The 23,825-nt window shown below is 58.6% G+C and carries 21 protein-coding genes; 18 read left to right on the top strand and 3 right to left on the bottom strand.

The genetic code is table 11. The annotated features are described in order from the left end of the window. Positions 1 to 134: 134 nt before the first annotated feature. From VY732_RS08850 to VY732_RS08835, 4 genes are all read left to right on the top strand, one after another. Positions 135 to 1,997, top strand: a complete 1,863-nt coding sequence (locus tag VY732_RS08850) for a hypothetical protein (RefSeq protein WP_331695200.1) — start codon at positions 135 to 137, stop codon at positions 1,995 to 1,997. Between the two features lie 247 nt (positions 1,998 to 2,244). Continuing rightward, positions 2,245 to 3,900, top strand: a complete 1,656-nt coding sequence (locus VY732_RS08845) for a hypothetical protein (RefSeq protein WP_331695199.1) — start codon at positions 2,245 to 2,247, stop codon at positions 3,898 to 3,900. Between the two features lie 53 nt (positions 3,901 to 3,953). After that, positions 3,954 to 5,813 (top strand): hypothetical protein, encoded by a 1,860-nt coding sequence (locus tag VY732_RS08840; protein ID WP_331695198.1) that lies wholly within the window; start codon positions 3,954 to 3,956, stop codon positions 5,811 to 5,813. A gap of 61 nt (positions 5,814 to 5,874) precedes the next feature. After that, positions 5,875 to 7,773 carry a hypothetical protein gene (locus tag VY732_RS08835; RefSeq protein ID WP_331695197.1) on the top strand — a complete coding sequence of 633 codons (1,899 nt, stop codon included), beginning with the start codon at positions 5,875 to 5,877 and terminating at the stop codon, positions 7,771 to 7,773. Positions 7,774 to 7,855: 82 nt separating this feature from the next. Here the strand turns inward: VY732_RS08835 and uraH are convergent, their stop codons facing one another. Beyond that, the gene (gene uraH, locus VY732_RS08830) at positions 7,856 to 8,209 is read right to left on the bottom strand and encodes a hydroxyisourate hydrolase (RefSeq protein WP_008080901.1); all 354 of its coding nucleotides are present in this window, start codon (positions 8,207 to 8,209) and stop codon (positions 7,856 to 7,858) included. A gap of 420 nt (positions 8,210 to 8,629) precedes the next feature. On the opposite strand from uraH, the gene puuE reads away from it, so the two are divergent. The 8 genes from puuE to VY732_RS08790 all read left to right on the top strand — a co-directional run bounded on the left by puuE (position 8,630) and on the right by VY732_RS08790 (position 16,782). Then, on the top strand, positions 8,630 to 9,556 hold the full coding sequence (gene puuE / locus VY732_RS08825) for an allantoinase PuuE (protein ID WP_038366990.1): 927 nt from the start codon (positions 8,630 to 8,632) through the stop codon (positions 9,554 to 9,556). Then, a complete protein-coding gene (gene uraD / locus VY732_RS08820; RefSeq protein ID WP_122594936.1) occupies positions 9,553 to 10,068 on the top strand; it encodes a 2-oxo-4-hydroxy-4-carboxy-5-ureidoimidazoline decarboxylase in 516 nt (171 codons plus the stop codon). The genes puuE and uraD overlap by 4 nt, the downstream gene beginning before the upstream one ends. A gap of 87 nt (positions 10,069 to 10,155) precedes the next feature. Then, a complete protein-coding gene (alc, locus tag VY732_RS08815; RefSeq protein WP_077571771.1) occupies positions 10,156 to 11,151 on the top strand; it encodes an allantoicase in 996 nt (331 codons plus the stop codon). 134 nt (positions 11,152 to 11,285) lie between these two features. Continuing rightward, on the top strand, positions 11,286 to 11,789 hold the full coding sequence (locus tag VY732_RS08810; RefSeq protein WP_034151759.1) for an ureidoglycolate lyase: 504 nt from the start codon (positions 11,286 to 11,288) through the stop codon (positions 11,787 to 11,789). Between the two features lie 51 nt (positions 11,790 to 11,840). Continuing rightward, a complete protein-coding gene (locus tag VY732_RS08805; protein ID WP_116032901.1) occupies positions 11,841 to 13,151 on the top strand; it encodes a urate hydroxylase PuuD in 1,311 nt (436 codons plus the stop codon). A 166-nt stretch (positions 13,152 to 13,317) separates the two neighbouring features. After that, positions 13,318 to 14,676 carry a nucleobase:cation symporter-2 family protein gene (locus VY732_RS08800; protein WP_331695196.1) on the top strand — a complete coding sequence of 453 codons (1,359 nt, stop codon included), beginning with the start codon at positions 13,318 to 13,320 and terminating at the stop codon, positions 14,674 to 14,676. A gap of 161 nt (positions 14,677 to 14,837) precedes the next feature. Next, positions 14,838 to 15,623: an outer membrane protein OmpK gene (locus VY732_RS08795; protein ID WP_016982869.1), complete on the top strand. Its 786-nt coding sequence runs from the start codon at positions 14,838 to 14,840 to the stop codon at positions 15,621 to 15,623. Between the two features lie 373 nt (positions 15,624 to 15,996). Beyond that, entirely contained in the window at positions 15,997 to 16,782 is a 786-nt protein-coding gene (locus tag VY732_RS08790) for an outer membrane protein OmpK (RefSeq protein ID WP_077571766.1), read from the top strand. Positions 16,783 to 16,872: 90 nt separating this feature from the next. On the opposite strand, the gene VY732_RS08785 is transcribed toward VY732_RS08790, so the two are convergent. Both VY732_RS08785 and VY732_RS08780 read right to left on the bottom strand, forming a co-directional pair. Beyond that, on the bottom strand, positions 16,873 to 18,045 hold the full coding sequence (locus tag VY732_RS08785; RefSeq protein ID WP_331695195.1) for a patatin-like phospholipase family protein: 1,173 nt from the start codon (positions 18,043 to 18,045) through the stop codon (positions 16,873 to 16,875). Positions 18,046 to 18,078: 33 nt separating this feature from the next. After that, positions 18,079 to 19,011: a lipid A biosynthesis lauroyl acyltransferase gene (locus VY732_RS08780; RefSeq protein ID WP_007913957.1), complete on the bottom strand. Its 933-nt coding sequence runs from the start codon at positions 19,009 to 19,011 to the stop codon at positions 18,079 to 18,081. Positions 19,012 to 19,128: 117 nt separating this feature from the next. Between VY732_RS08780 and minC the strand changes: the two genes are divergently transcribed. From minC to VY732_RS08750, 6 genes are all read left to right on the top strand, one after another. After that, complete coding sequence (gene minC / locus VY732_RS08775; RefSeq protein WP_026000431.1) at positions 19,129 to 19,866, top strand: septum site-determining protein MinC; 738 nt, start codon at positions 19,129 to 19,131, stop codon at positions 19,864 to 19,866. Positions 19,867 to 20,035: 169 nt separating this feature from the next. Continuing rightward, positions 20,036 to 20,848: a septum site-determining protein MinD gene (gene minD / locus VY732_RS08770; RefSeq protein ID WP_007913953.1), complete on the top strand. Its 813-nt coding sequence runs from the start codon at positions 20,036 to 20,038 to the stop codon at positions 20,846 to 20,848. Then, positions 20,848 to 21,102, top strand: a complete 255-nt coding sequence (minE, locus tag VY732_RS08765) for a cell division topological specificity factor MinE (protein WP_003223146.1) — start codon at positions 20,848 to 20,850, stop codon at positions 21,100 to 21,102. The genes minD and minE overlap by 1 nt, the downstream gene beginning before the upstream one ends. 169 nt (positions 21,103 to 21,271) lie before the next feature. Next, positions 21,272 to 21,907: an RluA family pseudouridine synthase gene (locus VY732_RS08760; RefSeq protein ID WP_016982865.1), complete on the top strand. Its 636-nt coding sequence runs from the start codon at positions 21,272 to 21,274 to the stop codon at positions 21,905 to 21,907. A 178-nt stretch (positions 21,908 to 22,085) separates the two neighbouring features. Further along, positions 22,086 to 23,375, top strand: a complete 1,290-nt coding sequence (locus VY732_RS08755; RefSeq protein WP_034151767.1) for a M18 family aminopeptidase — start codon at positions 22,086 to 22,088, stop codon at positions 23,373 to 23,375. A 204-nt stretch (positions 23,376 to 23,579) separates the two neighbouring features. Next, positions 23,580 to 23,756, top strand: coding sequence for a hypothetical protein (locus VY732_RS08750; protein WP_016982863.1), 177 nt, complete (start codon positions 23,580 to 23,582; stop codon positions 23,754 to 23,756). Positions 23,757 to 23,825: the final 69 nt, after the last annotated feature.

The raw sequence follows: 23,825 nt of genomic DNA, 5'->3' as shown, positions 1-23,825 counted from the left end.
CACTCTGAAGTTGAAATAACCAATGTCTCCATGACAGTCACATCCCGGATACCTCGGGATGTAGACGAGTGCGCCCGAAATACGGCGAGTCGCTTCCATGCGCTCGACATCCCACACTCCATGAGTAATTTGCAATGGCCAAACCGCCCAAAAAAGTTGCAGTGACAACCGCAGCCGATTCATCCGTTACCACAAACCCCACGCACTCGAATCCGGGCAGCCACATTACCCGCCACACCCTTGACGTCTCGAGGGTTGGTGCCGATTCATCTCCACGACCTTTCGCACCGGACACTGCCGCAGACTCGGCCCCTCACCAGCCTGCAATCGTCGTCAGTGAAATGCCCGGCAGTCACGTCGACACCTACCGCGCGGCACACAATGCCATCGCCTGGCCTGAGACTCGATTGAGCGAATTGACCCCGCTTGCCGACAACACCGGCCTGTTCATCGGGCCAGATCAGCGCACCTACGCGCAGATCGGCAATGAAGGCCGGTTCATTGTCGAGCGAGACCCGCACGGCAACTATTACGTGCCTCTGACGTTCTCGCCCGGGATACCCGGCCCTGTTGTAACAAGAAGTGGTAGCGAAACAAGCTGGCGTATCCAGCGCCCCGGCTGGCAGCCCACGCAGAACCCGGCCGGTGCTCCAGCAGTGCCGCAAACGCCGGCCTACCTGTCGCCCAGTGACGCAAGCACACTGACCAAGGCAGAACCTGCCACCGGTGCGGTCCGTTACAACAAACTCAAACAAACCTTCATCGATACGGCCGAAGGCACGGTCATGGTGCGCAAGAACAAGAACGGCGATTACCAGCAAGCCTTTGCGTCTAGCAGCGTCTCGCCCGACGTATTTTTCGAACAGATTCCCGGCACCCTTCTCTGGCGACAAAGAGCAGCGAGCACGATACCGGGTGAGCCTGCTGTTTCAGAGCGACTGCGTGCCACTGCCGAGACGACCGAACCAAGTACCAGCAAACGGCCAAGGCTTGACGAGCCCCTGGCGCCACCGCCGCCATTGCGCCCTGCAACAGCGACAACCGATAATCCAACACCGTTCTTCTGGCTGTCGTGGGGACATTTGCACAAGCCGGCGGTGGAATCCGTACAACTGGGGTGGCTTCACTACCCCATCGTGCCCGCCGGTTCCAATGCCACGCCCAAAGTGTACTTCGTGCAACACCCGGAATTTGTGCCGAGCGGCTTCGATGCCTTCGAGAACATGCTGCGCAATACCCCATCGCTACAACCGGTCGCCACCTTTCGCATCGGTAGCGATCCGGGAGAAATACACCCCGGCAAACGCTTTTTTGAAACGACTCTGACCCGATCGGTTGCCGAAGCATTCCCGGACTTTTCCGACTTCACTGCACGGGCGGTCGCCAGAAAGCTATTCGACGTTTCCGACCATTTGCCCTTTATCACCGGTACTGGACTGATCCACATTCAGGCAGTCCTGCATCAATGGAAGCAAAAGCCGTTTCCCACCACACCGGCGTACGCCGACCCGCTGAATCTGCTCACGATTGCGCCATCCGTTGATCTTCAGGGCAAACGGATCATCCCGTTGCCGGTCCAGACAGAGGGCGATCTGAAACGCCTGACCTTCGATCCGCAGCGTTTTCCCCTCGAGTGGAATCACTATAAAACCTATCCAACCGATCTGAACCTCAGACGCCTGCTCGGCGCCCTGCTGATTCGTGCCGGATACGAAGTTTTTCCGCTGACTCACGAACACCGCAGGCCGACTCTGGTGTTCAGGCGCGAACATCATGATCAGGTGTTTTATTTGAAATTGGGATCGGTCGAACAGGTCGGACTTTCCCATACCCCGGGCAACGAACTGACTGATCCAAGTCTATCGGCCCGAATTGGTTCAGACGCGCTTCTCGCGCTGATGGACGCGCACTCGCAGAACAAGGTGGTGTGGCTGATCGGCGGGGTGCTGAAAGTCGAGTCGCAACCGGACTCGGTATTCATTCTCAGAGAGCGTTAAGCCCTGTGGTGACGCTCATCATCGATTGATCGCGAGCGTCGCGAAAACCTCTTTAACACGGCGCAACACTCTGCTGCCTCCAGCTTGCAGCGCAATACATATGTACCGCACACGAGTGCGTTTTTTTGCCGAACATCAAGCCTTTGAAGCCGATAGGCCGGGCAATCATGGCGCAGCACACGACACATTGATGTGCTGCCCGATTGACCGGCCCTTTGACTTGTCAGCACTTCATCGGAGCAATTCAATGGCCAAACCACCCAAGAAAATCCCGCGTCAGACATCACCACAAACAACGTCGACATCGCCGGATCCCGGACTCAACCCAAGCGGTAATCTCGCCGTTGAAAGAGGCAGTTCCGAGCACGGCGTGATAACGGCGAACCCGCTACCGGATGAGTCTTCGCAACGTTCCAGCGTTATCGTCAGTCATGCGCACGTGCACGAAGCGCAATCAAGCGCAATGCGCACAGAAGAATGGGTGCGGCGGCACTCGATCGATCCAGATAACCTGGCGCTGGCCGGCACGTCGAGGGATGAAAGCTTGCCGCAGCCTGTTTTTATCAACCCCGAGTCAGCCGACCTGCTCAAGTTACAGGCCGGCGATGAAGACGGCTTGCGATACGACAAGCGCAAGAAGGCCTACGTCGAAATGCCCGGTGGTTTCGTCATGGTGTCGAAAACCACAGACGGATGGCGGCAGACCCATGCTGGGGAAGCGACACCCACCGGGACAAGGGTTGAACAGATCCCGGGGACAATGCTCTGGCGTGAAGTCGAAACGCCGCCCCTCGCCCACAAAACCGCAACCACCGAAACAGTCGAGGTGAGAGTCAGTGCGGGCAGGCACTCCCCGTTAACGGAGCAACGCAGCACCCTCGCAGATGCAAGCACGCTGGTCAGCAGTCTGCTTTCTCAACAGTCCATTGCAGTGGATCTTTCCGCCGGTCAATGGAAAAACTGGGGGCGAACCGCAAGGCCGGAATCCGGTGAATCCATTGAAATAGACGGCAAGCACTATCCGATCGTCGCGCAAGGTCTGCGAGACGATACCGGCCTTGTGTATCTGCAACACCCTGGATTTGCACCTGATCGCTTTGACGCCTTCGAAACCATGTTGCGCCACGAGCCTTCGCGTCAGCCGAAATGGGCACTCAAACGCGAAGGCCAATGGAAGGTGCTGGACAATCACCCGCCTTTTGAAATGACGGCAACCCAATACGCTGCCAGCGCATTCAACTATCTGTCGGCGCAATCGGCAAGTAACCTCGCCAGAGCCGTATTCGAGCACGTCTCTGCCCCTCATGGCGTCAATGCGCAGAGCCTTTCAGCGATGGCGCTGACGTTCCGCCACTGGACAGACCGAGCGAATAACCAGGCGCCCATCCATCATCTGTCAGACCCGTTGATCATGCTGCCAGTCTTGGCGTCACCGCCCGGCAGTCTGCCACGCGTTGGCTTGCTCACCCTGCCCGCGCCTGACTCAAGCCCGCTGCAGCGTCTGGATCTTGATCCGGCACGCTTCGCCCAGGAATGGGCCACGTACACAGCGGGTCCGACACCCGGTGCCTTGCGCGAACTATTCAGCTCGGTCTTGCAGCTTAACGGCTACAACATCAATCCCACCCCCCGTCAGCACAGCGAAGGCGCGTTGATCTTTCATCGCCCGGATGTCGCCGCGGTCTTTGTGCTGAAGCTGCCCCGCATCGTGGACAATCAGGTGCCTCGCTACACCTCGCCAGGATCAGAACTCAACAATCCTGATTTCCTGAGCAGACTCAGCCCCGCGCAAAGACAGCAGCTTGAGAACGATTTGAACCACACCGAAATCATCTACCTGGTGGGCGGTGTGCAACAGATATCCCCCGACAACCCGACGCTGTTCATGATCAGGGAAGGTTGACTCGCCTTCCAACGCACATCGATCGCCGCGCCTAACCAACAGCGAGACAAATAATGGCCAAACCACCGAAACGTATGGCCGGGACCACTGCGCCCGACTCCCCGCCGCCTGTTGCAAACCCTACTGGCAGCTCCCGCAGGCTGCCCGGCGAAAACCCGCCCGACGCAGATTCCTCGAGCGACCCGGCGAGCACACACCCGCAACAAGCGTTGGTGCAGGTCACAGAAATACCTGCCACCACGCTGTCAGCGCAGACAGCTCTGCGCTCGATCACCTGGCCTGCCGAGCAAGTACATTTGTTGCGACGCCTGGATGCCGAAAGCGGACTGTTCACCAGCCCCGATGGCAAGTTGTATGCCCATATTGAAAATGAAGGGCATCTGCTGGTCGAAAGCCTCGCTGACGGCCGCTACCAGATTCCCTTCAACTTCACACCGCATTTGCCTGGCCCCTTCCTGGTAAAAACCGAGCGCCAGGCCATCTGGACTTTCGAACGCCCCGGCTGGCTTGCGCACAACCCGGATCACGATCAGCGACAGGCCGTCGGTGACCTGCCGACGGTGCATCAACCCATCTACCTTGCGCCGGAAGATGCGACCCTGCTATCGCCTGCACTGCAGACCACGGACGGCTTGCGCTATGACAAACATCGTAAAACCTATATCGATACACCTGACGGAACCGTCATGGTGCGCAGAAACGCTGAAGGTCATTATCAGCAGGCCTCCGCAAGCGCTCGCGACGCTTCGCCAATAGTGTTCGAACAGATTCCCGGCACACGGCTGTGGCGGCGCAAAACCGAGGCGAGCGAGTCATTAGCGGAATCTGCACAACCGGTAAAACACAAAGCCCCGCCCGACAGTCAGGAACCTGCGCCGGGGCCCAGCAAACGGGCGCATCTGGAAGAGGCCACTGACACCACCCAGGCATTGACCGAAAGCCTGCTTTCAGCCAATCCCGCAGCCATTAATCTGAGTTACGGGTTGTGGCGAAACTGGGGGCGAGATGCCCCTCCACCGTTGGGCCAGCACATCGAGATCGATGGGCAATACTATCGAATACTGCATCAGAATCCGGGGACGAATCCGAGCCTCGTGTATCTGTTGCACCCCTTGTTTTCGCCCGCCTTGTACGACGCCTTCGAACACATGCTGCGGGACAACCCGGCCCAGCAACCGAGATGGGCGATCAAGCGCAATAACCAATGGACGGTTCTGGACAACGTCGTGCCATTCGAGATGCCAATCACTCAATACATCTCAAGCACCTTCAAGTACCTGTCGGATCAATCAGTCAGCGCGCTGGCTCGCGCCATGTTCAACCGAGCCAACCGATCCGAGGTCATCAGCGGCCATGGTCTGGCACACCTCAATCAAGTGTTTCGCTACTGGGAAAACAGGCAAGTGCGCCGTGCGCCACCGCGAGGACTGAGTGATCCGTTGCTGATATTGCGCAGGACCGAAGAACAGTCAGACACGCTGACCATCCCCTCTTCGCTGGGTGAAGGCTTGATGCGCCTGGATTTTGATCCCGGAAGATTCTCTCAACACTGGAACGGGTACGCCGCGGCGCGGACTCCGCCCAACTTGCGCAGGCTGTTCAGCAGGGTTCTGGAAGATGACGGTTACGAAGTGAACGCCACTGCTCAACCGCTGGGCGACGACGCATTGCTGTTTCATCGAAAGAAGATCGACCAGGTATTCGTGTTGAGACTGCCACCGCTTATCAACGGCAGGCTCAAACGCGTGACGCTGGAAAGTTTTGAGTTCAGTGACAGCCAACTGCGAACCCTCATCACCGAGCAAAAACCACTGTCCACGTACCGCGAAGAAAACAAGATCATCTACCTGCTCGGAGGGGTTCAAAAAGATGCGCTCGGGCAGACAACGCTCTTCGTTATCAGAGACAGGTAATCAACGAGAGATCAATCGAGACAGTGAGCAATGCAACCATGACCGACTCTGAGGCACTTCAATGATCAAACCGACAAAAACGACTGTTCTCCCTGCTTCGTCGAGTACTTCCACGATAACCCGAATCGACGTCGATACTGGCGCGATCAGCATAAGGACTAGCGGTAATCCAGATTCACGGATACCCGACCTGAATCCACAACCGGGCACTTCAACTTCATTACCGCCAAGGACCGAGGTTGTCGACGAGCCACGCGTGGTGGTGAGCTATATATCTGATCCGATCATTACCGAAGCGAATGCCAGGCTGGCAGAGATTGCGCTGCCAGGATTGCAAACCCATCTCTTGCAGCCACACGAATCGGTCGACGGGTTGTTCATAGCCCCAAGCGGTCAGACCTATGCCCATCTTGAAGAAGGCCGTTATTACCGAGTAGAACTCAACGCCGACGGGCATTACCAGATTCCATGGCCCGCCGCACCGGGTGTGACGCCGCCGATTCTGAAACAGATCCCGGGACAGTCACGCTGGCGTATCGAGGCGCAGTGGTACTCGAGCGAATCAGTGCAGGGAAGCCTGTTCATGCCCCGCCTGACCGCCGACGAGCCGCTGGCGATTTTCCATGTCGACCCCAACCTGGCAACGCTACTCCCTGGCGCACATGAATCCGTTGACGGCATTCGAAAGGGACCCCGTGGAAAAATCTACGTCGACCTCGCCGACGGCACTGTCATGGTTCGTAAAAACGAACAAGGCGAATACAAACTGGCGAGCGCAACGACGATCAACCTGCCCGACATCACCCTCGAGCAGATTCCGGGGCAATCGCTATGGCGTCGCCAGGTGGCAGACATCAGCGCTGCGCAACACACTTCGCCAGCCTACAGCGCTGCAGTTGCAGCTTCGCGAGTAGACGCCGAACCGGGGCCAGGCAAACGTGCGCGGCTGGGGGGTGAGAGCGACCCGGCTGTGACACTGACTTCAGCCATACGCATTGAAGACTGGAAAACCTGGGGCGCTGCGACGAAACCGTTAGTCGGCGACTCCATCGAAATCGAAGGCCTGCACTTTCCCATCCTCGCCCAGCCAACACATGCCACAGACTCACTGGCCTTTATCAAACATCCGCAATTTGCTGCCACGCGTTTCGATGCGTTCGAACGCATGCTGTTAACCACGCCTCAATTGCAGCCCAGGGGTGTGGTGAAACTGGCGGACAAATGGACGGGGCGCGGCGCTGATACCTGGAGAATCGTCGAGGGACTGCCCTTTGGCAAAACCCTGACCCAAGCTGTCAGCGATCAGTTTCCCTATCTTTCTTATGACTGCGCAAACAGAGTCGCGCGGGAGATTTTCAATCGCGCCAGCCACTCCGATGAAATAACAGGTCCCGGCGTCAGTGCGCTGTTCGAGACTTTCAAGTACTGGGAAAACCGCCCTGTATCCGTCGACGACAAAAGAGTTCTGCGCCAGGACCTGAGCGATCCGTTGATGCTCCTTACACCACAGTCGACAGACGCAAATGGCTACTTCCAATTGCCTCAGCCGTCTGCAGAAGGCCTGCAAAGAATTGATTTCAATCCTCTGTTGTTTGCCGGATCGCAATATCATGTCAGTCGCCCCTCTGTGCGAAGTTTGCTGACAGGAATTCTGAGAGGACATGGCTACCAAGTGTCGGAAGACTTTCGGCGCAATGCAAGAGATGCACTGCTGATCAAACGACGAGGCCTTGATAGCGTGTTCGTGCTGTTTCCTGTGCATTTCCCTAGTCAACACATGAATGCAATTGACCCGGTCACCTGGCTGAAGAAAAGAGCGTTGGTCAATAAAATCGAGGTTCACCACAAGATAACCCTTCAAGATCATCACGCTGCCAACAAGATTATTTATCTCGCTGGCGCAAACATGCCTATTGAGGGTTCCGGGGAGAACAACCTCGTCATCATCAGAGTGAAATAAAAAAAGCCCGCAGTGTGAGCGGGCGAAAGACCAAAGAAGCTATATGCGCAGTCGCTTCCCGGTGGGGGCAGCTGCTTGGGGGTCAGCTGCCCCGGTACGTGGAATAGCTGTACGGCGAAATCAGCAATGGCACATGGTAGTGATCCTGTTCGGCAGAGATGCCGAAGCGCAGCACAACCACGTCCAGAAATGCCGGTTCCGGCAACTGAACGCCACGGGCGCGGTAGTAATCGCCCGCGTGGAACTGAACCTGATAAACCCCGGTACGATAATCGTCGCCTTGCAGCAGCGGCGCATCGACCCGGCCATCGCTGTTGGTGACGGCACTGGCGACCAATTCCAGTTGCGAACCTTCAACGCGGTACAGCTCGACCTTGATCGAACTGCCCGGGCAACCGTGTGCAGCGTCCAAAACGTGTGTTGTCAAACGTCCCATTGATTCTGCGCGCCTGCCTGCGTGGAGCAGTCAGACTTCGCGCCTCCCGAAGTCAGTTGAAAAGGAGACCGCACCGATTCGGAGCACGAAAAGCTGCGGCGAGCGATTGATTAAGACACTTTTCAAAAAAATTGTACACAATAAAAACGACATTTTTCACTTCACCCCCGCCATTCGGGGGTTTCCTGCCGATGAGCCAGCCATACGCCTATTCATTGAACCTCCTATCCATTAGCTGACTGGTCAGGCAGGTTTCTTGCAGGCTCACGCCAATAGCAGTAAAAGATGACAGTCGGTGAAAAATGCGAAAATTCAGGCTTACAAATTGCGAATAAAGTTGTATACAATCAGCCCATCGCTGTGACGCCAGCCTGCCAGGCCGCCACATACATCTGTCAACGAACAAGAAGGAAGACTGCAGTGAGCGCTGACTACCCACGCGACCTGATCGGTTACGGCAGTAACCCTCCTCACCCACACTGGCCGGGCAATGCCCGCATCGCCCTGTCGTTCGTGCTCAATTACGAAGAAGGCGGCGAGCGCAACATTCTGCACGGCGACAAAGAATCCGAAGCCTTCCTGTCCGAAATGGTTGCCGCTCAGCCGCTGCAAGGCGCGCGCAACATGAGCATGGAATCGCTTTACGAGTATGGCAGCCGCGCTGGCGTCTGGCGGATCCTGAAACTGTTCAAGGAATTCGACATTCCGCTGACCATTTTCGCCGTCGCCATGGCCGCTCAGCGCCATCCGGACGTGATCCGCGCGATGGTCGATGCCGGCCACGAGATCTGCAGCCACGGCTACCGCTGGATCGACTACCAGTACATGGACGAAGCGCAGGAACGCGAGCACATGCTCGAGGCGATCCGCATCCTCACCGAGATCACTGGTGAGCGCCCACTGGGCTGGTACACCGGCCGCACCGGGCCGAACACTCGTCGTCTGGTCATGGAAGAAGGTGGTTTCCTCTACGACTGCGACACCTACGACGACGACCTGCCCTACTGGGAACCGAACAACCCGACCGGCAAGCCGCATCTGGTGATCCCGTACACCCTCGACACCAACGACATGCGCTTCACCCAAGTGCAGGGTTTCAACAAGGGTGACGACTTCTTCGAATACCTCAAAGACGCGTTCGACGTGCTCTACGCCGAAGGCGCTGAAGCACCGAAGATGCTCTCGATCGGTCTGCACTGCCGCCTGATCGGCCGTCCGGGTCGCATCGCTTCGCTCAAACGCTTTATCGAATACGCCAAAAGTCATGAACAGGTGTGGTTCAGCCGCCGCGTCGACATCGCGCGTCACTGGCACGAAACCCAGCCGTACCAAGGGGCCGCCCAATGAGCCGCTTTCAAACCCTGCAACCGTCGACTCTGAGCCGCGACGCTTTCGTCAAAGCCTTCGCCGACATCTACGAACATTCGCCATGGGTGGCCGAAAAGGCCTATGACCTCGGCGCGGACGCTTCGATCGACGAGATCGAAACCCTGCACCAGCGCATGAGCGACATCCTGTTGAGCGCCGATCACGCCAGTCAACTGGCACTGATCAACGCTCACCCGGACCTGGCCGGCAAAGCCGCCGTCCAGGGCCAACTGACCGAAGCCAGCACCAATGAACAAGCTGGCGCCGGTATTCACCAATGCACGGCCGAAGAGTTCCAGCGCTTCACCGAGCTGAACGACGCCTACAAAGCCAAGTTCAAGTTTCCCTTCATCATGGCGGTAAAAGGCAGCAACCGGCATCAGATCCTCGCGGCGTTCGAAACGCGCATTCACAACTCGCAAGACACCGAGTTCAAATGCGCGCTGGCGGAGATCAACAAGATCGCCCTGTTCCGTTTACTGACTCTTTAGCAAGCCTGGCCCGAGCATGTCAGACGCGGAGAATGCCCAGGGCCTCGCAAGCATCCCCAGCCACTTTTTTAAAGGCAGACAAGAAGAATGAAAGCTTACGCCGTACCTTTCGAAAAATTCGTCAACCTGGCCGATGCCCGTCTGGGCACCAAAATCATCTCGGTCACCGATGACTGGTTCGCAGACGCCAATCGTCTGTTCCAACCGACCCCGGCCGTATGGAAGGAGGGCGTGTTCGATGACAACGGCAAGTGGATGGACGGCTGGGAATCGCGCCGCAAGCGCTTCGAAGGCTTCGACAGCGCCGTGATCCGTCTGGGCGTACCGGGCTCGATCAAAGGCGTGGACATCGACACTTCATTCTTCACCGGCAACTTCCCGCCATCGGCCTCTCTGGAAGCGTGCTTCCTGGCGTCGGGCGAGCCTGATGAAAACACCCAGTGGACTGAAGTGCTGTCGGCCGTCGAGCTGCAGGGCAACAGCCACCACTACCACGAAATCAGCAACGAACAAGCGTTCAGCCACCTGCGCTTCAACATCTACCCGGACGGAGGTGTTGCCCGTCTGCGCGTGTACGGCATTCCGTTCCGCGACTGGTCCGCTGTTGGCGATAACGAGCAAGTCGATCTGGCAGCAGCCCTCAATGGTGGCCGCGCCCTCGCCTGCTCCGACGAACACTTCGGCCGCATGAGCAACATCCTCAACCCGGGCCGTGGCATCAACATGGGCGACGGCTGGGAAACTGCACGTCGTCGCACGCCGGGCAATGACTGGGTGATCGTCGCGCTGGGTCACCCGGGCGAGATCGAGAAGATCGTCGTCGACACCCTGCACTTCAAAGGCAACTACCCGGACACCTGCTCGATTCAGGGCGCGTTCGTGAAAGGCGGTACTGACAGCCAGATCGAAACCCAGTCGCTGTTCTGGCGTGAGCTGCTGCCGAGCCAGAAGCTGGAAATGCACGCCGAACACACCTTCGTCGAGCAGATCAAGGCACTGGGTCCGATCACCCACATCCGCCTGAACGTGTTCCCGGATGGTGGTGTGAGTCGCCTGCGCGTTTTGGGCAAGGTCGCTAAATAAGGTTGAACCCATTCGCGAGCAGGTCGAATCGTCGCACCGTCGCTCCCACATTTGGAATGCATTCCGCTGTGGGAGCGAGCCTGCTCGCGAAGGCGTCAGAACAGTCAACACAGAATTCGGATAAGAAGAACAGCATGCGCACACTAACGATTGAACCGCTGAGCAAAGAAGCCTTCGCCCCTTTCGGTGACGTGATCGAAACCGACGGCAGCGATCACTTCATGATCAACAACGGTTCGACCATGCGCTTCCACAAACTGGCGACGGTCGAAACCGCTCAGCCTGAGGACAACGCGATCATCAGCATCTTCCGCGCAGACGCGCAGGACATGCCGCTGACCGTTTGCATGCTGGAACGCCATCCGCTGGGCAGCCAGGCTTTCATCCCGCTGCTCGGCAACCCCTTTCTGATCGTGGTCGCGCCAGTTGGCGATGAACCTGTATCAGGCTTGGTCCGCGCCTTCGTCACCAACGGCAGGCAGGGCATCAATTACCATCGCGGCGTTTGGCACCATCCGGTGCTGACGATCGAAAAGCGGGATGACTTCCTGGTGGTTGATCGCAGTGGCACAGGCAATAACTGCGATGAGCATTTTTTCAAAGAGGATGAGCGTTTGATCCTCGCCCCCCACCAATAAGAGAAGGTCTGATCACTCGACAACAAGAGTGACAGGCGAGAGGTAAAGACTGTGGAAGCACATCTGTTGGAATGGCTGAACCTGAGCGTGCGCTGGGTTCACATGATTACTGGCGTGGCCTGGATCGGCGCGTCGTTCTACTTCGTCTGGCTGGAGAACAACCTCAACCGCGTCAACCCGAAAACCGGCCTGGCCGGTGATCTGTGGGCGATCCACGGTGGCGGTATCTATCACCTCGAAAAATACAAACTGGCCCCGCCGGCGATGCCGGAGAACCTGCACTGGTTCAAGTGGGAAGCCTACTTCACCTGGATGTCGGGTATCGCGCTGCTGTGCGTGGTGTTCTACTCCAATCCAACGCTCTACCTGCTGGCTCCGGGCAGCACCCTGAGCGGCCCTGAAGGCGTGGCCATCGGTATCGGCTCGCTGTTTATCGGCTGGTTCATCTACTCCTTCCTGTGCGACTCGGCCTTGGGCAAACGCCCTGCTCTGCTTGGTTTCATTCTGTTTGTGCTGATCATCGGCGCGGCGTATGGCTTCAGCAAAGTGTTCAGCGGTCGTGGCGCGTACCTGCATGTCGGCGCAATCATCGGCACCATCATGGTCGGTAACGTGTTCCGCATCATCATGCCGGCGCAACGCGCACTGGTCGCGGCGATTGCCGAGAACCGCACGCCGGACCCGGCGCTGCCAGCCAAAGGCTTGCTGCGTTCGCGTCACAACAACTACTTCACCCTGCCGGTGCTGTTCATCATGATCAGCAACCACTTCCCGAGCACCTATGGCAGCCAGTACAACTGGTTGATCCTGGCCGGGATCGCGGTGTTGGCGGTGTTGGTGCGTCACTACTTCAACACCCGTCACGACAGCCACAAGTTTGCCTGGACGCTGCCAGTGGCAGCGGTGGGCATGATCACCCTGGCCTACGTCACCGGCCCAACGCCGATGTCGACCGCGCCGGAAGTGGCCAAGGCACCAGCGAAAATCGAGTACCAACCGCTGCCGGAAACGGCCCTGGGCGGTGGCGCGAAACCGGCTGAAGCGGCACCGGCAGCCCCTGCCGAACCTGCAGCAGCACCGGCGCAAGCCTCCAACGCAGGCCCGGGTTTCGACAAAGTGCACACAGTGATCCAGGAACGCTGCGCGGTTTGCCACTCGGCCAAACCAACCAGTCCGTTGTTCAGTGCGGCGCCTGCCGGTGTGATGTTCGACACCCCAGAGCAGATTCGTCAGAACGCGGCGCGCATCCAGGCGCAAGCCATCACCACGCAGATCATGCCACTGGGCAACATCACGCAGATGACTCAGCAGGAACGTGACCTGATCGGTGCATGGATCGCCCAGGGAGCACAGACCAACTAAGCAACAAAGCTTCGCGAGCAGGCTCGCTCCCACAGAGATCGCGCATTTCCTGTGGGAGCGAGCCTGCTCGCGAATCGCCTTAACGCGGTTTACCTGATGCACAGAAACAGCTGTGAGCAACCCGGCAGCTGTTCAATCACAAGAATAAAAAGATCCGAGGTGTTGCATGTCCGAGCTGTCCAAAGCGCGCATCCCCGACGCACCCGCCATTCAGCGATTGCCCCTTTTGCAACTGATCCTGGTCGGTTTGCAACATGTTCTGCTGATGTACGGTGGCGCCATCGCGGTGCCGCTGATCATTGGACAGGCCGCTGGCCTGAGTCGTGAAGAAATTGCCTTCCTGATCAACGCCGACCTGCTGGTCGCCGGTATCGCCACCATCGTGCAATCCTTAGGGATCGGCCCGATGGGCATTCGCATGCCGGTGATGATGGGCGCCAGTTTTGCTGCAGTCGGCAGCATGGTCGCCATGGCCGGCATGCCCGGTATCGGCCTGCAGGGCATCTTCGGCGCAACGATCGCCGCCGGTTTCTTCGGCATGCTCATCGCGCCGTTCATGTCCAAGGTCGTGCGTTTCTTCCCGCCGCTGGTGACCGGCACGGTCATCACCTCGATCGGTTTGTCGCTGTTTCCCGTGGCCGTGAATTGGGCCGGTGGCGGTGCTGGCGCTGCACAATTCGGCTCACCGATTTATCTGGCCATCGCCGCACTGGTGTTGGGTACCATTCTGCTGGTTCACCGCTTCATGCGCGGTTTCTGGGTGAATATTTCCGTGTTGATCGGCATGTGCTTTGGCTACCTGCTGTGCGGTGCGATCGGTATGGTCGACCTGAGCGGCATGGCCAACGCGCCATGGGTTCAGTTCGTCACCCCGCTGCATTTCGGCATGCCGAAATTCGAACTGGCACCGATTCTGTCGATGTGTCTGGTGGTGGTGATCATCTTTGTAGAATCCACCGGCATGTTCCTCGCGCTGGGCAAAATCACCGGCCAGGAAGTCTGCCCACGCATGCTGCGTCGCGGCTTGCTGTGTGATGCCGGAGCCTCGTTTGTCGCTGGGTTCTTCAACACCTTCACTCATTCCTCTTTCGCGCAGAACATCGGCCTGGTGCAGATGACCGGCGTGCGCTGCCGTTCGGTGACCATTGTTGCCGGTGGTTTGCTGATCGTGTTGAGCCTGTTGCCGAAAGCGGCGTTTCTGGTGGCGTCGATTCCTCCGGCGGTACTCGGCGGCGCAGCGATTGCGATGTTCGGTATGGTCGCTGCGACTGGCATCAAGATTCTCCAGGAAGCCGACATCGGTGACCGGCGCAACCAGTTGCTGGTCGCGGTGAGCATCGGCATGGGCCTGATCCCGGTGGTGCGTCCGGAATTCTTCGCGCACCTGCCGCTGTGGATGAGCCCGATTACCCACAGTGGCATTGCCATGGCAACACTCAGCGCGCTGACGCTGAACCTGCTGTTCAACATTCTCGGCGGCAAAGAGCGCGCGGCGATCAACGACTGCCACGCGCACCAGCACTAACAGCAACACCGATGTAGCCCCTGTAGGAGTGAGCCTGCTCGCGATCGCGGTATGACATTCAACACATGAGTTGATTGAAAGAACGCTATCGCGAGCAGGCTCACTCCTACAAGGGTCAACAGCTCTGCGCCTCAAACAATAAAAACAAGAGGGAGCAACAGATGATTCGCACGCAAACCAACGTTCTGTTGAGTGGCGGCCTGCTGGCCGCGAGTCAGGCCATGGCCGGCGATTTACTGCTGTGGCAGACCAACAGCCTCAGCTACCTGTACGGCAAGAACTTTGCGATCAACCCGTCGATCCAGCAGACGCTGACCTTCGAGCACGCCGACAAGTGGAAGTACGGCGACAACTTCCTGTTCGTCGACAAGATCTTCTACAACGGCAAGGAAGACGCGAACAAAGGCCCCCACGCCTTCTACGGTGAGTTCACCCCGCGCTTCTCGTTCGGCAAGATCTTCGACCAGAAACTCGAGTTCGGCCCGATCAAAGACGTCCTGCTCGCCATGACTTACGAGTACGGCGAAGGCGACAGCGAGGCCTATCTGATCGGCCCCGGTTTCGACCTCAAGGTGCCCGGTTTCAACTACGTCACCCTGAACATTTTCCGCCGCCAGACCGAAGGCCCGCGCCCCGGCGATGGCGTCTGGCAAATCACCCCCGGCTGGTCCTACAGCTTTCCCCTCGGTAATTCCGATGTGCTGATTGACGGCTATCTCGATTGGGTGGTCGACAACGATGAGAACTCGCGCGGCACCTATCACGCCAACCTGCACATCAACCCGCAGATCAAATATGACCTGGGCAAAGCCTTGGGCTGGAGCCACAAGCAACTGTATGTCGGCACCGAATACAGTTATTGGAAAAATAAATACGGCGTCGAAAACACCCACAACTTCGACACCAATCAGAACACCGCCAGCCTGCTGGTCAAGGTGCACTTCTAAGATGGCCCGCAACCGTGCCCCATGCCTGTCGTCGGTGCTCTGTTGCGGGGCACTTGAGGCCTGGCCGTTGAGTCAGTATTCTCCGCGGCCTCTTGAATTCGGTCTAAAAAAAAGCCCGGATTTAATTCCTGACCGAAAAGCCAACTTATCCCGGCCCCGGTCAGTACCGAGGCATCCCGAAAACACACTCAATCGACTGTTTTTCAGCAGCCGAGCGGGTGTTTTTTTGCTTTTCGAAAGCCTTGGCTCGGCTCTTGCTAACAGCAACGAAGCTGACCGATCGGATGACTTTTGCAGCAACGAAAAAAGGCGCCACACCAGAGCGCCGATCTTAAAAAAATAAACGTGGAACACCTACTTTGGGAGCAACCGAATGAAACGTATGTGCACCAGCCTGATGCTCGCGGGATCGATGTTGGCCGGCGGCCAGGCCATGGCCGAGGGCCTGCTGCAGTGGCAGAACAACAGCCTGACCTACCTCTATGGCAAGGACTTCCAGGTCAACCCGCGCATCCAGCAGACCGTCACCTTCGAGCACGCCGATGCGTGGAAGTACGGGGACAACTTCTTCTTCCTCGACAAGATCTTCTACAACGGTGGCAAGGACTTCAGCAACGGTCCGAACACCTACTACGGTGAGTTCAGCCCGCGCATCTCGCTGGGTAAAGTGCTCGACCAGAAGATCGAGTTCGGCCCGATCAAAGACGTCCTGGTGGCGATGACTTACGAGTTCGGCGAAGGCGATACCGAGTCGTACCTGATCGGTCCAGGCTTCGACCTGGCCATCCCGGGCTTCGACTACTTCCAGTTGAACTTCTACCAGCGCCACACCCAAGGTGCTCGCGCCGGTGACAACGTCTGGCAGATCACCCCGGTCTGGTCCTACACCATCCCGGTTGGCAAGTCGGACATCCTGATCGACGGCTTCATGGACTGGGTCACCGACAACGACTCCAACTCCAAAGGCGATTACCACGCCAACCTGCACTTCAACCCGCAGATCAAATACGACTTGGGCAAGGCGTTGAGCTTCGGCGAGAAGCAGTTGTATGTCGGTGTGGAATACGACTACTGGAAAGACAAGTACGGCATCGACGACACCGGTGCGTTCAAGACCAATCAGAGCACCACGAGCTTCCTGGTGAAGTTCCACTTCTGATTTCAAGAGCTTCGCGAGCAGGCTCGCTCCCACATTCGACCGAGTTCCAATGTGGGAGCGAGCCTGCTCGCGAAGGCCTCACCGCAAATCTCAGACTGGAACCACCGACTCGGATAGTCCGAGAAACCGGCACAACTCCTCACGTTTGGCCAGCGCATCACGCCGCCCCAGATCAATCAACTCGCTGCAATACCCCGCCTCGAACAGCAGATAACTCAACACCCCTGCCCCACTCGTCTTGGTCGCTCCCGGCCCGCGCAAAAACAAACGCAACGCCGCCGGCAACTCCTGGCGATGCCGCGCCGCGATCTCATCGATCGGCTGACTCGGCGAAATCACCAACACCTCCACCGGTGCCACACCCAATTCGCGCGTCGGTGTGCCGGCGGGCATCAAGTGGCTGAACTGGTTGAGACGCTGCAGCAACTCGATGTCGCTCTCCAGGCTGTCAATGAACGTGCTGTTGAGCATGTGCCCGCCAATCTGCGCCAGCGTCGGCTGTTGCCCCGTATAAGCGCGCTCCAGCGGCTGCTGCGGATCAAACCCGCGCGGGTTGCCGCTAACACCCACCACCAGCACCCGGCTCGCCCCTAAGTGCAGCGCCGGGCTGATCGGCGCCGATTGCCGCACCGCGCCATCGCCAAAGTATTCATCGCCAATTTTCACCGGCGCGAACAGCAACGGAATCGCCGAACTGGCGAGCAAGTGATCCACCGACAATTGCGTCGGTACGCCGATGCGCCGATGCCGCAACCACGAATCGATCTTGCCGCCGCCCTGATAGAACGTCACCGCTTGTCCTGATTCGTAGCCGAACGCGGTCACCGCCACCGCGTGCAATTGCTTGCGCGCAATCGATTCAGCGATGCCGGGCATGTGCAGTTTTTCATTGAGCAGTTCGCGCAGCGGCGAACTGTTGAGCAGCGCCACCGGCAATTGCCGACCGAGGCCGAGCAGGCTATGGCTGACAAAGCGGCTGGCCTGACGGATCACCCCGGGCCAGTCACTGCGCAACACGCGATGGCTGCGAAAGCCTTGCCAGAACAAGGTGAGACGTTCGATGGCGGCGCGAAAATCGGTAGCGCCACTGGCGAGGCTGACCGCATTGATCGCCCCGGCCGAAGTACCGACGATCACCGGGAACGGATTGTCCGCGCCCAACGGCAGCAACTCGGCAATCGCCGCCAGCACCCCCACCTGATACGCCGCCCGAGCCCCGCCGCCGGAAAGAATCAAACCTGTGACCGGTTCAGCTGGGCTCATCGCAACACTCCATGGTGCTTGTCAGTGATTGGTTCAGCGGCGCTTGGCGTACAACTTCGGCTCGCCCGGTGGGCGGCTCTTGAAGCGACGGTGCGCCCACAGGTATTGCTCGGGGCAGGCACGCAAAGCGCTCTCGACCCACTGGTTGATGCGGATGCAGTCGGCTTCTTCGGTTTCGCCGGGGAAATCTTCCAGCGGCGGATGAATCACCAAGCGATAACCGCTGCCGTCAGCCAGACGTTCCTGAGTGAACGGCACCACCAGCGCCTTGCCCAGACGGGCAAATTTCGTCGTCGCTGTCACGGTCGCTGCCTGAATGCCGAACAGCGGCACGAAGATGCTCTGCTTGGCGCCGTAATCCTGATCCGGTGCGTACCAGATCGCGCGACCGGAACGCAGCAACTTGAGCATGCCGCGCACGTCGTCACGCTCCACCGCCAGCGAATCAAGGTTGTGCCGCTCGCGGCCCTGACGCTGAACATAGTCAAACAACGGATTCTTGTGCTCGCGGTACATACCGTCGATGGTGTGCTGCTGGCCGAGCAGCGCTGCACCGATTTCCAGCGTGGTGAAATGCGCGGCCATCAGGATCACGCCTTTGCCTTCGCGCTGGGCCTTTTGCAAATGCTCCAGGCCTTCAACGTGGGCCAGTTTGGCCAGACGCTCGCGCGACCACCACCAGCTCATGGCCATTTCAAAGAAAGCGATGCCGGTGGAGGCGAAGTTTTCCTTGAGCAGGCGTTTGCGCTCGGCGGCGGATTTTTCCGGGAAGCACAGTTCAAGATTGCGCTTGGCAATGCGCCGCCGGTCGCCGGCCACGCGATACATCAGCGCGCCCAAAACTCGACCGATGGTCAGCAAGGCCGGATACGGCAGCTGCACGATCAGCCATAAAAGCCCCAGACCGCACCAGAGCGGCCAGAAGCGTGGCGATAAAAATGCTTTTCGAAAACGCGGGCGATCCATTAAAGCTTCCGTAAATACAGTGGCCGCGCATTCTACATCGTTCGACCCGGCTTGCGGCCTGCGGGCGTTCTCGTTATAAGTCTCGGCACTTTTAGTGACAAGCCGTTGTATGCCGACATGAGCCAAACCGAACCGTTAGACCAAGATCCCGTATTCCAGCTCAAGGGCAGCATGCTGGCCATTACTGTGCTGGAACTGGCCCGTAACGACCTCGAAAGCCTCGATCGGCAATTGGCCGCCAAAGTCGCCCAGGCGCCGAACTTCTTCAGCAATGCGCCGCTGGTTCTGGCGCTGGACAAACTGCCGCCGAGCGAAGGTGCCGTCGATCTGCCGGGCCTGATGCGCGTCTGCCGTCAACATGGCCTGCGCACCCTGGCGATTCGCGCCAGCCGCATCGAAGACATCGCCGCCGCCATCGCCATCGACATTCCGGTATTACCGCCATCGGGCGCCCGTGAGCGGCCGCTGGAAACCCCGGAAGCCGAAGTCAAAAAGAAGCCGGAAAAACCGCCGGAGCCAACGGTCAAACCGACCCGCGTCATCACCACGCCAGTACGTGGTGGCCAACAGATATATGCCCAGGGTGGCGATCTGGTCGTGGTGTCCTCGGTCAGCCCGGGGGCGGAACTTCTTGCCGATGGCAACATCCATGTATACGGCCCGATGCGCGGTCGGGCGCTGGCCGGCGTGAAGGGTGACACCAAGGCACGGATTTTCTGTCAGCAATTGAGCGCTGAACTGATCTCCATCGCCGGTCATTACAAGGTTTCCGAAGATTTGCGTCGCGACCCTATGTGGGGTTCGGGCGTACAGGTCAGCCTGTCGGGCGACGTGTTGAACATCATTCGGCTTTAACGGATACTGCCGCATTTTCCAAGCATCTCTAAAACGTAGCGAAAACGGCTCAAACGAAGTAGGAAAAAGGCTCAACGCCGAATTCCAGCCAAGGCTGTCCGACTGCAGTAGTTTTCAAGAGATGTTTTTCAGGGGCTAAAAAGTCCTTCTTCCTTAGGGGTGAAACACCTTGGCCAAGATTCTCGTGGTTACATCCGGCAAGGGTGGTGTGGGTAAGACCACCACCAGCGCCGCTATCGGTACCGGCCTCGCTCTGCGCGGCCACAAAACAGTGATCGTCGACTTCGACGTGGGCTTGCGTAACCTTGACCTGATCATGGGTTGCGAGCGCCGCGTGGTGTATGACTTCGTCAACGTGGTCAATGGCGAAGCCAACCTGCAACAGGCCCTGATCAAAGACAAGCGTCTGGAAAACCTCTACGTACTGGCCGCCAGTCAGACCCGCGACAAAGACGCGCTGACTGTCGAAGGCGTGGAAAAAGTCCTGATGGAGCTCAAGGAACAATTCGAGTTCGTCGTCTGCGACTCCCCGGCCGGCATCGAAAAAGGTGCACACCTGGCCATGTACTTCGCTGACGAAGCGATCGTCGTGACCAACCCGGAAGTGTCCTCGGTACGAGATTCGGACCGCATGCTCGGCCTGCTGGCGAGCAAATCGCGTCGTGCCGAACGTGGCGAAGACCCGATCAAGGAACACCTGCTGATCACCCGCTACCACCCGGAGCGTGTTGAAAAGGGCGAAATGCTCGGCGTTGAAGACGTCAAGGAAATCCTCTCGGTAACGCTGCTCGGCGTGATCCCGGAATCCCAGGCGGTGCTCAAGGCATCCAACCAGGGCGTCCCGGTGATTCTCGACGACCAGAGCGATGCCGGTCAGGCGTACAGCGATACCGTCGACCGTTTGCTGGGCAAAGAAAAAGCCCACCGTTTCCTCGATGTCGAGAAGAAGGGATTCTTCGAGCGCCTGTTTGGAGGTAGGTAATGAACCTTTTTGACTTCTTTCGTGCCAACAAAAAGCCAAGTACCGCCTCGGTAGCGAAAGAGCGTCTACAGATCATCGTGGCGCATGAGCGCGGCCAGCGCAGCACGCCGGATTACCTGCCAGCCTTGCAGAAGGAACTGGTCGACGTGATCCGCAAGTACGTCAACATCGGCAACGACGACGTACATGTTGCACTGGAAAGCCAGGGCAGTTGCTCGATTCTGGAACTCAACATCACCCTGCCTGATCGCTGAGTCGATCCGGCAGTCGCTACGGCGGCTCGGACTATTGATGCTTGTGTAGGAGCTGCCGAAGGCTGCGATCTTTTGATCTTCAAAGTCAAAAGATCGCAGCCTTCGGCAGCTCCTACAGGGTTATCAGCAGTTCCGAGCCGCCGTTGGCATTTGTTACGAGGCTGTTTTAATGCCGCTGTCCAACATCCACATCCTCCATCAGGACGCCGCCGTACTGGTGGTGAACAAACCGACGTTGCTGCTCTCGGTGCCCGGTCGCGCCGACGACAACAAGGATTGCCTGATTACCCGTCTGCAGGAAAACGGCTACCCGGAAGCGCGCATCGTCCATCGTCTGGACTGGGAAACCTCCGGCATCATTTTGCTCGCGCGTGACGCCGACACGCACCGCGAACTGTCGCGGCAGTTTCACGACCGCGAAACCGAAAAGGCCTACACCGCGTTGGCCTGGGGTCAGCCGGAGCTCGACAGTGGCAGTATCGACCTGCCCCTGCGTTACGACCCGCCGACCAAACCGCGTCATGTGGTCGACCACGAATTCGGCAAGCATGCGCTGACCTTCTGGCGTGTGCTGGAGCGTTGCGGTGACTGGTGTCGCGTTGAGTTGACGCCGATCACCGGCCGTTCGCACCAGTTGCGCGTGCACATGCTGTCGATCGGGCATCCGCTGCTTGGTGACGGGCTCTATGCCCACGAGCAGGCGCTGGCGGCATGGCCACGCCTGTGTCTGCACGCGAGCATGCTCAGCTTCACCCACCCGCAAACCGGCGAACGCCTGCGCTTCGAGTGCCCCGCGCCGTTCTGACAGACCACACTGCCCCCCTGTGGGAGCGAGCCTGCTCGCGAAAGCGGTTTCACATTCAGCATTGATGTTGACTGATCAATCGCTTTCGCGAGCAGGCTCGCTCCCACAGGGACCCGGTGCAGATTCAATTCCCCGGCCGATGCGTTAAACTCCCGCCCATTGCTGTCTGGAGTTTCTTATGCGCGAAGAGTTGAACCAAGGCCTGATCGACTTTCTCAAGGCCTCCCCTACCCCGTTCCACGCCACCGCCAGTCTGGTGCAGCGTCTGGAGGCTGCCGGTTATGTGCGCCTCGACGAGCGCGAGCCATGGACCACCGAGCCGAACGGCCGCTATTACGTCACCCGCAACGACTCCTCGATTGTCGCGATCAAAATGGGCCGCACTTCGCCACTGCACGGCGGCATCCGCCTGGTCGGCGCGCACACCGACAGCCCGTGCCTGCGAGTCAAGCCGCAACCGGAACTGCAGCGTCAGGGCTTCTGGCAACTGGGCGTTGAAGTTTACGGCGGCGCGCTGCTGGCACCGTGGTTCGACCGTGATCTGTCGCTGGCCGGCCGCGTAACCTTCCGCCGCGACGGCAAAGTCGAAAGCCAATTGATCGACTTCAAGGCACCGATCGCCATCATTCCCAACCTGGCCATTCACCTCAACCGTGAAGCCAATCAGGGCTGGGCGATCAACGCGCAGACCGAACTGCCGCCGATTCTCGCGCAATTCGCCGGTGACGAGCGTGTCGATTTCCGCGCCGTGCTCACCGATCAACTGGCCCGCGAACATGGCTTGAACGCCGACGTCGTACTCGATTACGAGCTGAGCTTCTACGACACGCAAAGCGCTGCAGTCATCGGCCTGAATGGCGACTTCATCGCCGGCGCGCGCCTCGACAACCTGTTGTCGTGCTACGCCGGTCTGCAAGCCTTGCTCACCGCCGAAACCGACGAAACCTGCGTGCTGGTGTGCAACGACCACGAAGAAGTCGGTTCCTGCTCGGCCTGCGGTGCCGACGGCCCGATGCTCGAACAGACCCTGCGTCGTCTGCTGCCGGAAGGTGACGAATTCGTCCGCACCATCCAGAAATCCCTGCTGGTCTCGGCCGACAACGCCCACGGCGTGCACCCCAACTACGCAGAAAAGCACGACGCCAACCACGGCCCGAAACTCAACGCCGGCCCGGTGATCAAGGTCAACAGCAACCAGCGCTACGCCACCAACAGCGAAACCGCCGGGTTCTTCCGCCATCTGTGCATGGCCGAAGAAGTGCCAGTGCAAAGCTTCGTGGTGCGCAGTGATATGGGTTGCGGCTCGACCATCGGCCCGATCACCGCCAGCCACCTCGGTGTGCGTACTGTCGATATCGGCCTGCCGACCTTCGCCATGCACTCGATCCGCGAACTGTGCGGCAGCCACGACCTGGCGCATCTGGTCAAAGTGCTGAGCGCGTTCTACGCCTGCCGCGAGTTGCCTTAAAAGCTTCGCGAGCAGGTCGAATCGTCGCACCGTCGCTCCCACCCTGGAATGCATTCCAAACTGTGGGAGCGAGCCTGCTCGCGAAAGCGGCAGTCCAGACAACACATATTTCATCTTTGGAATGACTCAACTCTGATACACATCAGAACTGCTCCGCCAAAACCGACCTAGACTTACATCATTCATTTCGACAAGGCAGTCTCCATGATCTCGATGTCTTCGTTCCACGCCATGCTCATTCCCATCCTGTGCGGAATGATCCTGCTGGCGATCGGTTTCAACTTCCGCGACAAGAACGCCGGGGTGTTTGCCATGTGGGTCGGCATGCTGACGATCCTCGCCACGGTGGTGTACAAGATCCTCGCCAAACTCAACGAATAAATCCGCGCCCGGCTCGCATTGCTTTAGTGGGCCTCGTACACTCCAGCGAATCCGCCCCTTGCGAGGTTG

Origin of the sequence: Pseudomonas sp. ZY71 (assembly GCF_036542145.1) — a bacterium.
In the GTDB taxonomy this organism is placed as follows: domain Bacteria; phylum Pseudomonadota; class Gammaproteobacteria; order Pseudomonadales; family Pseudomonadaceae; genus Aquipseudomonas; species Aquipseudomonas koreensis_A.
This window is presented reverse-complemented; position numbering and strand designations above follow the sequence as displayed.

Coding starts and splice junctions, on each gene's coding strand:
- VY732_RS08850 (WP_331695200.1), top strand. CDS start 135: ATGGCCAAACCGCCCAAAAAAGTTGCAGTGACAACCGCAGCCGATTCA.
- VY732_RS08845 (WP_331695199.1), top strand. CDS start 2,245: ATGGCCAAACCACCCAAGAAAATCCCGCGTCAGACATCACCACAAACA.
- VY732_RS08840 (WP_331695198.1), top strand. CDS start 3,954: ATGGCCAAACCACCGAAACGTATGGCCGGGACCACTGCGCCCGACTCC.
- VY732_RS08835 (WP_331695197.1), top strand. CDS start 5,875: ATGATCAAACCGACAAAAACGACTGTTCTCCCTGCTTCGTCGAGTACT.
- uraH (WP_008080901.1), bottom strand. CDS start 8,209: ATGGGACGTTTGACAACACACGTTTTGGACGCTGCACACGGTTGCCCG.
- uraD (WP_122594936.1), top strand. CDS start 9,553: ATGAGCCGCTTTCAAACCCTGCAACCGTCGACTCTGAGCCGCGACGCT.
- alc (WP_077571771.1), top strand. CDS start 10,156: ATGAAAGCTTACGCCGTACCTTTCGAAAAATTCGTCAACCTGGCCGAT.
- VY732_RS08810 (WP_034151759.1), top strand. CDS start 11,286: ATGCGCACACTAACGATTGAACCGCTGAGCAAAGAAGCCTTCGCCCCT.
- VY732_RS08800 (WP_331695196.1), top strand. CDS start 13,318: ATGTCCGAGCTGTCCAAAGCGCGCATCCCCGACGCACCCGCCATTCAG.
- VY732_RS08795 (WP_016982869.1), top strand. CDS start 14,838: ATGATTCGCACGCAAACCAACGTTCTGTTGAGTGGCGGCCTGCTGGCC.
- VY732_RS08790 (WP_077571766.1), top strand. CDS start 15,997: ATGAAACGTATGTGCACCAGCCTGATGCTCGCGGGATCGATGTTGGCC.
- VY732_RS08785 (WP_331695195.1), bottom strand. CDS start 18,045: ATGAGCCCAGCTGAACCGGTCACAGGTTTGATTCTTTCCGGCGGCGGG.
- VY732_RS08780 (WP_007913957.1), bottom strand. CDS start 19,011: ATGGATCGCCCGCGTTTTCGAAAAGCATTTTTATCGCCACGCTTCTGG.
- minC (WP_026000431.1), top strand. CDS start 19,129: ATGAGCCAAACCGAACCGTTAGACCAAGATCCCGTATTCCAGCTCAAG.
- minE (WP_003223146.1), top strand. CDS start 20,848: ATGAACCTTTTTGACTTCTTTCGTGCCAACAAAAAGCCAAGTACCGCC.
- VY732_RS08760 (WP_016982865.1), top strand. CDS start 21,272: ATGCCGCTGTCCAACATCCACATCCTCCATCAGGACGCCGCCGTACTG.
- VY732_RS08755 (WP_034151767.1), top strand. CDS start 22,086: ATGCGCGAAGAGTTGAACCAAGGCCTGATCGACTTTCTCAAGGCCTCC.
- VY732_RS08750 (WP_016982863.1), top strand. CDS start 23,580: ATGATCTCGATGTCTTCGTTCCACGCCATGCTCATTCCCATCCTGTGC.